General features: G+C 63.5%; 10 protein-coding genes. 3 read left to right on the top strand and 7 right to left on the bottom strand.

The features are described 5' to 3' along the window. Positions 1-181: 181 nt before the first annotated feature. Both Q8K99_10030 and Q8K99_10025 read left to right on the top strand, forming a co-directional pair. Complete coding sequence (locus Q8K99_10030; protein ID MDP2182888.1) at positions 182-1,390, top strand: ATP-binding protein; 1,209 nt, start codon at positions 182-184, stop codon at positions 1,388-1,390. A 141-nt stretch (positions 1,391-1,531) separates the two neighbouring features. Next, a complete protein-coding gene (locus Q8K99_10025) occupies positions 1,532-2,101 on the top strand; it encodes a hypothetical protein (GenBank protein ID MDP2182887.1) in 570 nt (189 codons plus the stop codon). Positions 2,102-2,206: 105 nt separating this feature from the next. Here Q8K99_10025 and Q8K99_10020 read toward each other — a convergent pair whose 3' ends face one another. The 7 genes from Q8K99_10020 to Q8K99_09990 all read right to left on the bottom strand — a co-directional run bounded on the left by Q8K99_10020 (position 2,207) and on the right by Q8K99_09990 (position 10,475). Continuing rightward, the gene (locus Q8K99_10020; GenBank protein MDP2182886.1) at positions 2,207-2,950 is read right to left on the bottom strand and encodes a D-threitol dehydrogenase; all 744 of its coding nucleotides are present in this window, start codon (positions 2,948-2,950) and stop codon (positions 2,207-2,209) included. A gap of 52 nt (positions 2,951-3,002) precedes the next feature. Beyond that, the gene (locus Q8K99_10015; protein ID MDP2182885.1) at positions 3,003-3,476 is read right to left on the bottom strand and encodes a ribose-5-phosphate isomerase; all 474 of its coding nucleotides are present in this window, start codon (positions 3,474-3,476) and stop codon (positions 3,003-3,005) included. A gap of 43 nt (positions 3,477-3,519) precedes the next feature. Beyond that, positions 3,520-5,253 (bottom strand): dihydroxyacetone kinase family protein, encoded by a 1,734-nt coding sequence (locus tag Q8K99_10010; GenBank protein MDP2182884.1) that lies wholly within the window; start codon positions 5,251-5,253, stop codon positions 3,520-3,522. A gap of 136 nt (positions 5,254-5,389) precedes the next feature. Next, positions 5,390-6,448 carry a substrate-binding domain-containing protein gene (locus Q8K99_10005; protein MDP2182883.1) on the bottom strand — a complete coding sequence of 353 codons (1,059 nt, stop codon included), beginning with the start codon at positions 6,446-6,448 and terminating at the stop codon, positions 5,390-5,392. A 54-nt stretch (positions 6,449-6,502) separates the two neighbouring features. Continuing rightward, positions 6,503-7,522, bottom strand: a complete 1,020-nt coding sequence (locus Q8K99_10000) for an ABC transporter permease (protein ID MDP2182882.1) — start codon at positions 7,520-7,522, stop codon at positions 6,503-6,505. Positions 7,523-7,586: 64 nt separating this feature from the next. After that, positions 7,587-9,119: a sugar ABC transporter ATP-binding protein gene (locus tag Q8K99_09995; protein MDP2182881.1), complete on the bottom strand. Its 1,533-nt coding sequence runs from the start codon at positions 9,117-9,119 to the stop codon at positions 7,587-7,589. 198 nt (positions 9,120-9,317) lie between these two features. Beyond that, positions 9,318-10,475, bottom strand: coding sequence for a DUF1611 domain-containing protein (locus Q8K99_09990; protein MDP2182880.1), 1,158 nt, complete (start codon positions 10,473-10,475; stop codon positions 9,318-9,320). Positions 10,476-10,865: 390 nt separating this feature from the next. Here Q8K99_09990 and Q8K99_09985 point away from each other — a divergent pair. Continuing rightward, the coding region (locus Q8K99_09985) for a hypothetical protein (GenBank protein ID MDP2182879.1) at positions 10,866-11,157 on the top strand (292 nt) is incomplete at its 3' end.

The raw sequence follows: 11,157 nt of genomic DNA, 5'->3' as shown, positions 1-11,157 counted from the left end.
GTGGTCAAGGGCGGCATAGTACGCAAGACGATCCTCCCAGTAGTACTCGTCGACCGAGAAGATGTGGATCTTGTGACACATGTGTGGGTGCAGGTCTGCCCCCAAGAAGGTGCGCACGGCGCCCCTGAGCTTGGGATACTGGCTCTTGTGAAGGTCAGGAAACCGAACCACGGAGGACGACGTGCGCACAAGCAGTCTATTCAAGCGGTTATTGGGTGTCGAGAAGACCCTGATTGAGGGCGTGGGCTTCGAAGGTGACGACCTGGTGGTCAGGGTACGACTGCACAAGCGCCAGCAACTCCGGTGCAGTCGGTGCGGGAGGCGTTGTGGCCTGCACGACGGCGGGCGGGGACGCCGCCGCTGGCGCGCCATGGACCTCGGCACGGTCAGGGCGTGGATCGAGGGCGAGGCCCCGCGGGTGCTGTGCCCCACGCACGGGGCGGTTGTCTCGCGGGTGACCTGGGCGCGGCCCGGCTCGGGGTTCACGCGCGACTTCGAGGACCAGGTCGCATGGCTCGCGACCAACACCAGCCAAAGCACGGTCGGGCAGCTGATGCGGATAGCCTGGAGGACCGTCGGGCGGGTGCTGAGAAGGGTCGTGGAGGAGCGCGGGGCGGGTGTGGACCCGCTCGACGGCCTGATGCGGATAGGCATCGACGAGACCAGCTACCGGCGGGGCCACCGCTATCTGACCGAGCGACACCGCATCGAAGACGCGCAGCGCAGGTTCGTCGCCGACGCGAGTCACGAGATGCGCACCCCCATCGCCGCGCTCAAGGGCATCCTCGAGCTGCTGGTCGACGGGGCAAAGGACGACGCGGAGGTTCGCGACGACTTCATCCAGACCATGAAGACCGAGGCCGACCGCCTGAGCCGGCTCGTCATGGACCTGCTGACGCTCGCGAAGCTCGAGGCGGGCAGCCTGGAGTTGCGGCTCGCCCCGGAATACGCCGTCGACCTGATTGGTGACGTCGCCGGCGTCATGCAGACCCTCGCCGACCAGCAGGGCGTTGCGCTCTCGGTCGAGGTCGCCAACCCCGACATGCGCGTGAGCGCGGACCGAGACCGGATCGTACAGGTGCTGCTGAGCTTCACCGACAACGCACTCAAGCACTCGCCTTCGGGCACGACGATCCACCTGCGGGCCACCCCCGACGGATCCCTGGCGCGCTTCGAGGTAATCGACGAGGGCCCAGGCATTCCCGCCGAGGAGATCTCGCGCGTCTTCGAACGCTTCTACCGCGCGGACGCCGCGCGGGCAGGCGGCGGTGGCACGGGCCTAGGGCTGGCGATCGCGAAGGAGATCGTCGAGGCCCACGGTTCGGCCATCGTGGTGGACTCCTCGGCAGGCGCCGGCACGACGTTCGGGTTCGATCTCGCGGCCGTGTGACGGGCGCGCGGATCTCGCTCACACAATCCTAATGCGACCACAACCCTCCACGAACCTACGGCGGCGCTTTCGGGGCAACAATCTCAGTGGAAGTAACGGTTGGGGGTTGCCCCCCACGAACGCATCAGGAGGTTGAGGACCATGTCACTCGCCTTTGCAGCAGTCCTCATCATTGTCGGAGTCATCGGAACGATCGTGCTGGCCATCGGGATTCCCGCAGTGCTGGGAGTGATGGCCTACGACCTGGTCAAGACGCCGGCGGGCACCCGCGAGGAAGCCCGGGACACGAGCACGCGCATCGCTGTCGAGCGGGGCATCGCCCGCGCATTCGTACTCGCAGGCGGACTGTTCTGGTCCGTAGCGGCCTTTGCGGGGCTCTACTCGCTGAACAAGTCCGGAACGACCGCGGCACTCACCGCGGCGAGCATCCCACTCATCGCGTGTGCGGTGACCTTGATCGTGGGCTGGTACTACGAGCGCTTCACGGCCGCGATGCTGCTCCTGGCTTCGTTCGCGATCGTCGCCTGGGGCGTCGTCTATCAGTTCGAACTCGGCGTGTGGGCCATCATGACGGTCGCGCTGCTTGGCCCGATGCTCACCGCATCGGTGCTCTTCTGGCTGGCCCGCAGGGACCAGAAAGCCTACGAGCGCGTCACCGCGCTGCGTCCCCAGCTCGCATTCGTGTTCGCAGCCAGGAGCTCGATCGACTGACGCGAACATCCCGCTAGCGAAGGCGGACCCGCATCCGCGGCACCGGGTGCGGGTCTGCCGTGCAGTCGGCGGCCAGAGTGCCGCCAGCTGCGCAGTCAGCGATGTTCAGCGAATCGTGTATCCTCCGTCGATCAACAGGTCGGCGCCGTTGATCATGTCAGCAGCACTTGAGGCCAGGAAGACTGCCGCGGCGGCGATTTCCTCGGGAAGCGCGAAGCGGCCTGTAGGGATCAGCTTCTTCAAAGCATCACCCTTGGGGCCCTCCCATGCCTTGCGACCAAGGTCGGTGAGGACCACCGTCGGCGAAATGCAGTTGACCGTCACGCCCCGGCCAGCCCACTCCGAAGCGAGGCACTTGGTCAGACCGATAACGCCGAACTTGGACGAACAGTACGCCACATGCTGGTCCAAGGCGACCGAGCCCGCCTGTGAGGCCATGTTGATGATCTTGCCATAACCTGCCGCGAGCATGACCTTTCCAACGGCCTGGGACATGAAGAACGTCCCGCTCAGGTTCACCGCTATCGTTGTGTTCCATGCCTTCAAGTCAAGTTCCTCGGCAGGGGCAAGAGCCACGATGCCCGCGCTATTGACGAGGATGTCGATGCGCCCGCTAGCCTCAGTGATCGCCAACACCGCGGACTTCACCGACTCAATGTCCGAGACGTCGCACCCGAATGCGAGAACGTCGTCACCGATCAGCGCTGCTGCTGCCTTGGCAGCATCCAGTTGCAGATCGACGATCACGATCTTGGCGCCTTTGTCGTGATACGCCTGCGCAATCGCTTTGCCGATACCCGAAGCACCCCCGGTCACTACCGCGACTTTGTCTGTCAGCGAAAACGACATGTCTATCGTTGCCTGTCCTTCACCCACGACTGTCTCCTCTCAGAAAATCGCCTTACCGACCGGCCTCGTACGTCTTGATCACGGCGACTTTGTCCGCAGAGGGCGAGGCCGTGTCGAATCGATACCCAAGCCACTCAGAAGCGAGCCGGCGTGCCAGCTCCAGCCCGACAACCCTCTGTCCGAAGCAGAGGACCTGCGCGTCGTTGCTCAAGACGGACCGCTCCACCGAATAGCAGTCATGGGCGGTAACCGCACGAATACCCGGAACCTTGTTCGCCGAGATGGCCATCCCGAGGCCGGTGCCGCATATCAGGAGACCCCGATCGGCACGCCCTTCGGCAATCGCCGTCGCCAGGGTGATCGCGATATTCGGGTAGAAGGTGGACTCGTCGGCGCCCACGCCGACGTCGATCACCTCCGCAACCCGCTCATCGGCAAGGAAGTCGGCCTTTATCCGCTCCTTATAGTCGAACCCGGCATCATCGCTTCCAACGACGATCCGCCAACCTGCAGTGCTCGTGCTCATTTTCTCCACTCGCTTTCGAACCAGTCGGTAGCATTTTGTAACATCAGTTATCACGAAGTGCGGCACCGGCAGCGGCCATCGCACGCGCGAAGGACACCGCACCCGCATCGGGAGTCCCAACGCTCTTCTCGGCGAGCGGGCGCGCACGGCCGATGCGAGGCCTGAGCGGCGCAGTCTCGTCGGCAGCCTTGAGCGCCACTTCGGCTGCCTTCCCCCACGCAGTGGTCAGCCCGTCACCGGCTTCTACCGCAGCGGCAAGAGCGTCGACGAACGGGGCGAACGCATCGAGCATGGTCTTATCACCAAGCTGCGCGCCACCCATCGAGCTGATGGACTCCATCCCGGCGCGCATGGCCTCAACGACATCGAGTGCGGTGATTGTCTCTGCCTCGTCGCCGAGTCGCGCGCCGACCTTCGCAATGGCTGCTCCCCACAAAACGCCCGAGGTGCCGCCGGCCTTTCCGGCCCAGGAGTCTCCAGCGGCCTTCAGCAGCGATCCGACTCCACCGTGGCGCTGGTCGATCACCCTGGCGGCAACCGCCGCAGCAGTCGTCCCTTTGACCATGCCCCGGCCGTGATCGCCATCGCCTGCGACCGCATCGATCCGACCGAGTTCGTCTTCCGAGGCGATCATCGTCTCCCTGATAGCCTCAAGCGCTGCAAGCGCGCGCACCGCGCCCTTGCGCGAGGCGTCGCTCGCCTCGAGTGGTCCTGTCTGCTCATCGTGTCCGGCATCGACCTTGATCTCTCGACGCTTCGCCGAGGCACCCGGAGCGTGTCCGATGCTGCCCTTCTTGTAGGCAGGGGTGTCAGCAGCTGCCCGCCAGAAACCCTCGAGCTCGTCGTCGAGAACCATCAGGGTGAGCGAGCACCCGGCCATGTCCAGACTGGTAACCAGCTCGCCGACCTCCGGGTCGACGACCTCGAGGCCTTTCTCCGCAAGCAACCGGGCAACCGCCCCCCACACAACAAAGAGCTCCTCGTACTTGGTGGCACCCAGGCCGTTCAGGATCACCGCGATACGACTTCCATCGCTCTCGGAGTACTCCTCGAGCACGCCCTCGACGAGAATCCGTGCCAGACCAGCGGCGCTGGGCAGATCCTCGTCGGATATCCCGGGCTCACCGTGGATCCCGAGACCGAGCCCCATCTTTCCCGCAGGCACGGTGAAAAGGGGCTTGTCCGCCCCCGGCAAGGTGCAGCCGGCGAAAGCTACCCCGAGGGTGCGGGTCCGCAGGTTCGCATGGCTAGCGACCCGGTGGACTTCGGCGAGGCTGTAGCCCGCGTCGGCTGCGGCACCGGCTACCTTGAAGACGGTGAAGTCCCCGGCGATGCCCCGCCGATCTTCCTCAGTCTGCCGAGGCGCACTAGCCACGTCATCGGTCACATAGAGCGCCCGGACGTCTTCGCCTTCCGCGCGCAGACGTTCGGTTGCCTGGTTGAAATTCAGAACATCGCCCGCGTAGTTGCCTGTGATGAACAAGACCCCGCCGCCTGCCGATGCTGCTTTGGCGACGTTGTAAGCGTCATCTGCTGAAGGCGATGTGAAGATGTTGCCGACAACCGCACCGTCCGCGAAGCCCTCGCCGACAACTCCACAAAACGCCGGGTAGTGACCGGAACCTCCGCCAACAACAACCGCGACCTTACCGTCTCGAGGCTCCACAGATCGGACAACTCCACCCGGAACCAGCGCTACGTACTGCGGATAGAGGCTCGTGAACCCCGCAAGCATGTCTTCCATGAAGGTCGCGGGATCGTTGAACAGGTGCGTCATGAGATGGCTCTCCTCCAGTCCGCCTCGAACACCGGTCTCCGTACGAAACAATGGCCGCCCTAAGCGCTTCAGGCGGCCACTTCGTGCTCAGGAAGAGCCGGTGGGGTCGGCCGCCAAGCCGACCCCACCCCATTGACTACTGCAGCACTTCGTTGGCGATGTCGCCCGACTCAAGGTTCTGCTCCATGAGCTCAGGAAGCGTCTCGAGGAAGGCGCCCTTCTCGGTGACGACGTTCTTGACGTACTGATCCACGTTGTCCGGCGTGATCGGAGGCATCGTGTAGACGTAGTTCTTCTCATAATCCTCGCCGTTGATGACCTTCAGGGCCACGGCGAGACCAGCGGCCAGCTCGACACGTCCGTGCTGGAGCGAAGAGCCGATGAAGTCGCCGCTCTCCACTGCCCGGAGACCATCTTCGATGCCATCGATGCCGACAACCGGCACTGACATGTTGGCTTCCTTGAGCGCCTGCACGGCGCCGAGGCCCATATCGTCGTTCTCGGCAACGATCCCGTCGATCTCTCCGCCAAAGCTGGAGATCCAGTTCTTGACCTTGTTCACTGCCTCTTCGCGAGCCCAGTTGGCAGTGTCGATCGCGAGCACCTCGATGTTCGGGTTCTCAGCGAGAACCGACTCGATGCCCTCGGTGCGATCTAGCTCTGGTGATGAGCCGAGCGGACCCTGGAGGACGACGATCTTGCCCTCGCCGTTGAGTGCGTCGGCCATCATCTGCATTTCCTGAGCACCGGCGGCTACGTCATCCGGAAGCACTGCCGCGGTGATCAGTTCCTCGTTACTGAGGGTGGTGTTGACGGCGAGCACCGGGATACCCGCATCTGCGGCGGCCTGCAGCTGAGGCTGCAGGGAGTCTGCCTGAACCGGAACGATGATGATCGCATCGACGCCCTGGTTGATCAGCGACTCGACCTGGCTGGCCTGAGTGGCGACGTCGTTGTTCGCGGAGTTCCAGAGTAGTTCGATGTCGTTCGCTGCGGCGAACGCCTCCATACCCTCCTTGCCCTGGGTGATGAAGGACGACATGTTGTAGACCGTGACACCGACACGAACTTGCTCAGCGGGCGTCTCACCGGACGTCTCGCTAGGCGTAGTATCGGCTGCGCATCCCGTCAAGCCCAGCGCGAGCAGCAGCACGACGACGATCACGATTCCTAACCAGGATCTGCGGCGACTCATCGACTCACTCTCCTTCGAAATATGTCCGGAGCCGAAGATCGACTACGGATAAACCTACTGGTACGAACGCTTGCTCGCCACCATGTCGACGGCGACAGCTGACACGATAAGGAGACCGCTAATCACAGTTTGCCAGTACGCGGGAACCACGAGGATGTCCAGTCCGTTGTTCAGCGTCTGTATGAGAAGCAGACCAAGCAGCGTGCCCCAGACCGTTCCTCGTCCACCTTGCAGACTCGCACCGCCGATAACGACGGCCGCTATCGCGCCCAACTCATATCCTTTACCCAAATATGGTGCCGCTGAGATGACCCGGGACGACAAAATAAGACCTGACATCCCCGCGAGAGCGCCGCTGATCGCGTAGACGCTCGTCAGTATCCGGCGCGATTTCACGCCTGCTACCTCGGCGGCTGTCCGATTTCCACCCACCGCGTAGATGCGCATTCCGAACGAGGTACGCGCCATCACAATGCCGAGGATGAGGAAGCCAGCGATCATCACGAGGACGGGAGCCTGCAGGGTGAGCACTCTCGTATTGGCGATCTGGCCCCACTCCAGCGGTAGCCCGTTGATGGGAGCACCGTTGCCGATCGCATAAGCAAGACCCGAGGCGATGCTGAGCATCCCTAGTGTAGTCACGAAGGGGGGCACATTCACGTAGGCCACGACAAGGCCGCTAATCAGACCGGCCAAAAGGCCCGCGAGAATCGCAACAGCAGAGGCCAGCAACATGCGCTCGGGATGACCTACAACGATTGCGGCACCCGTCATTGCACTCAGCGCAACGATGCTACCCACTGACAGGTCGATGCCCCCGGTGAGGATAACCAGCGTCTGTCCCAGTGCGATGAGCGCAAACGGCGCGGCGGCAATCAGTATCGTGCGCATATTCGGTAGCGTCGCGAACTGCGGTCTGGCGATGCTGAAATAGACCGCGACAGCGATGACGACCAGCGCCATCAGGTTCCTCAGGAGCAGGTTGACTATCCGCGTACGGTTGAGATGGAGCTTACCGCCTTCCGGTTCGCCCGCGCCCCCGGAATCCCGATTCATCTTGGTCTCACCGCTCATGTTGAGCTCCATAGTCTCCGTCGTGCGTATTGTTCCCATCGTGCGGCGCGCATTCGCTGGCGACTCACGACGCCTTCCCGCCAAGCAGGTCGAGTGTCTGTCCACTTGCCAGCCGAAAGATCTGCTCCTGGGCATCCTCTCTGTCGAGAGCCGCACGATCCAGCTCTCCTACGATCGCGCCCGCGCGAACGACCACCACCCGATGGCTGAGTCCGATCAGCTCAGGCATGTCGGAGCTAACGAAAACGACGGAGAGCCCCGTCGCCGCAAGGTCACGGATAATCGAATAGATCTCACCACGAGCCCCGACATCGACTCCTCGGGTCGGCTCGTCAAGAAAGAGCACGCGTCCGCTCTGCGTCAGCCAGCGGGCAAGAACGACTTTCTGCTGATTGCCGCCTGAGAGCGTTCCCACGAGCTGGGCCAGTCCTCTTGACTTGAGGTTCACCGAACTCATCGCCTTCTCAACCGCAGATCGGCGTGCGATACCCCGTATCCATCCGCCGTAGGTGAATGCCCTCAGGTGCGGGAGGCTCCCATTGTCAAGAACCGAACGAGTGAGCACCAGTCCGGCGCCCTTACGATCCTCGGGGACAAACGAACATCCGGCGCGAATCGCCGAATCCGGGTTATTACGCTCGATAGGCTCCCCATCCAGCAAGATTGTTCCGCCACACGAATGACGTATGCCGAACATCGCCTCAAGAATCTCGGTACGCCCGGCGCCGACTAGACCGCCGATCCCGAGGATCTCTCCTTGCTTGACGTCCAGACACACGGTGGGGCTGCTCCGGCACACCTGAAGATCCCGGACCTCCAGTCGCACAGGACCGTTCGACCTAGACTGCTCGGGAAACAGCGCGTCCATGTCGCGCCCGACCATGGCGTGCACGATCGTCGCCTCGCCCGCATCTGCAATGCCGGACTCCAGGACGAGTCTCCCGTCTCGAAGGACGATGACGCTGTCTGCCAACTCCTGAATCTCGGCCATGCGGTGCGTGGTATACACCATTGCCACGCCCTGTTCGCGCAGGCGATGAATCACCGAGTAGAGGCGACCGACCTCGTGATCGGGAATGGCCGACGTCGGCTCATCGAGAAGCAGTACGCGAGCCCCCCACGTCGTCGCTTTGGCAATCTCCACGATCTGGATCAGGGCAGTAGAAAGCCGACCCATCCGCCAATGGGGATCGATGTCCAGCTCGAAAACGTCGAGCATCTCTCGCGCCTGCCTGGCCATCGCGGATCGATCGAGCAGACCGAAGCGGTTACGGATCTCACGGCCAACGAAGATGTTCTCGTAGATCGTCAGGTCCAGATATGGGGCAAGTTCCTGCGGAACGATCGCCACGCCGAGCCGACGGGCGATCACGGGGTCGCTGCTTGTCAGGGGCTCGCCATAGATGAAGACCTCACCCTGGTCCGGGCGCACCTGACCTGAAATGATCTTGAGGACGGTGGACTTGCCTGCACCATTCTCCCCTGCAAGCGCGGTGACGTGGCCGGGGGCCACCGAGAAGGAGGTCGGCTGCAGAACGACCACGCCGCCGTAGGACTTCTGAACGTCCCGAACCATCAGGGCGGGCGCTTCGGCCATCCTTCAACCACCCCTCTGTCGAATGGTCTACAGTCTCAGGGAAACACGCACTTTACCGTTTGTAAAGAATGCTTGTAGCCTCAAGAACCGCACGCTCGAAGCTGATGAACGAATGGTTGTCGTCCCTACCGACGAAACCGTTCCGACGCTGGCCACACCCCCGATTCGGCAGGGCTTTCTTGGTCCGGGATAGCCCGCCTAGCGGCTCGCGGCAGGAACACCCGGTGAGCCGGTTCCGGCTGCGGCGCTGCTCCGGCGGATCGCCGGGAATGCGCGCAGCACCATCTCCACCAGTGCGTCAGTCGGGCGCGTAAGCGCGTCCGTTGCGGGAATCCCGAGCTCGATCTCGTAGAACGCGATGGCTGCGCTCAACTCGGCATCGCTCATGCCCTCGTGGTTAATGGTGAGGCCTATGACCTTCGTGTCGGCGAACGTCTCGATAAGGTTGATCTCACTCGCCGGAGACGAGACCGGCAGATCGTCGAAGTCGCAGCGCATCAGTCGCGCCGGAGCGTGCTGGAGGATGACACCCTGGGGCTGGCTGCCCCGCAGTACAAAGCCTGACGACAGGTATGCGGGGTGACCAAGGGCGCTCTGTCCCTCGACGATGATCACGTCAGGGTGCTCGGCCTCGAAGGCCTGCACCACCGCGCCCTCCATCTCGCCCGCACAGAACTGGCTGGGCACGGCATCGAGCGCCACGCCATAGCGCGCGCCTTGAATGAGACCTGTCTGGCCCGTGGCGACCATGACCGCCTTGATCCCGCGCTCGTTGAGCGCCTGCGTGAGTATCATGGCCGTCGTTCGCTTGCCGATCGCGCAGTCCGTGCCCAGTATCGCGATGCGAGGACAGGTGACCGAGGAGATACTGCCGTCGAACAGCCGCAGATCCTTCTTGTTGCGGGGTCGACGCACGTCCCGAATCGTCACGTCGCACTCTGCTTGAGCCGCCACGAACACGGGGTCATCGCCGAGGAACTCGTGCAGCCCGCTCACGATGTCCATTCCGTAGCCCATCGCTTCGAGCACCACACCGCGCTCGTGGACCGAGAGCATGCCGGTGGCGGGCGCGATCCCGAAGATGAAGACATCGGGGGTGCCCTCCGCGAGTCCAACCGCGTCGGCCAGGTCCGCGCAGATAGGGATCCCGCTCGCCTTGCCGCCGAGCACTTCGCCCGCGTCCAGGCCGGACTTCTTGCTGTCGATGACCGAGACGATCTCGTACTTCTCGGAGTGGCGAACCAGGCCGTTGGCGGTCTTGCCGTCGACGGCGCCGAAGTTCGCCTCGCAGTAGACGACTGCCGTGGGCATGTGACCGGGTGCATGCGGCGACCCGGGATTCGGAACGGTAGACATGACACTCCTTCGACCAGCAGGGACCCGGTCGAGCGGCTCGAAGCGAGCGTCTCGACGCACGAATGACACGATCTCGTGGGAGGGTTCCCGGATTGCGGCTCGAGGATCTGATTGGGCTTCATGGCGTCATGTGCGACGGCGGAAGCCGACGGCGCAGGGTGTCCCAGCCGAGGTAGGACAAGCGCGATCTCGAGGTCGAGGGTGTTTCCAGTATAGCACGCGCCCGAGCCTGAACTCCCCGGCGATGCTCCTGCGGACGTGTCAGCGGACGTGTCAGGCAAATGGGGGTGCGTTGCTCAGGTTGGTACACTGGTCACCATGTCTCTTCGACGGACAGCCAGCCTGACTCTCACCTGTGCGATTGCGGCATGCATCGCGGGGTCACTTGCGGTGCCCGCAGTGGCCACGCCTTCGGCTTCCCAGACATCGGCGGACCGCGCCGTCGTCGAGCGCGCCGTCGAGCGGTTCGAGGCCGCTCAGGCGCGTTCCGCGGACCTCAACGCGCGAATGGCCCTGGCCTCCGCGGAACTCGACCGCGTCGTCGCGGAGGAGAACCAGGCCCGCGATCGGCTCAGCTCACGCGTGCAGGCGATGTACCGCTCCGCCGACGTCGGCTTCATCCCAGCACTTCTGGATGCCTCGACGATTCAGGATTTCGTGGCGCGCTGGGACCTGTTGGCGC

This window comes from Actinomycetota bacterium, from assembly GCA_030682655.1.
Taxonomy (GTDB): domain Bacteria; phylum Actinomycetota; class Coriobacteriia; order Anaerosomatales; family JAUXNU01; genus JAUXNU01.
The sequence above is the reverse complement of the archived record's forward strand: the minus strand, read 5'-3'. Positions and strand labels throughout refer to the sequence as shown.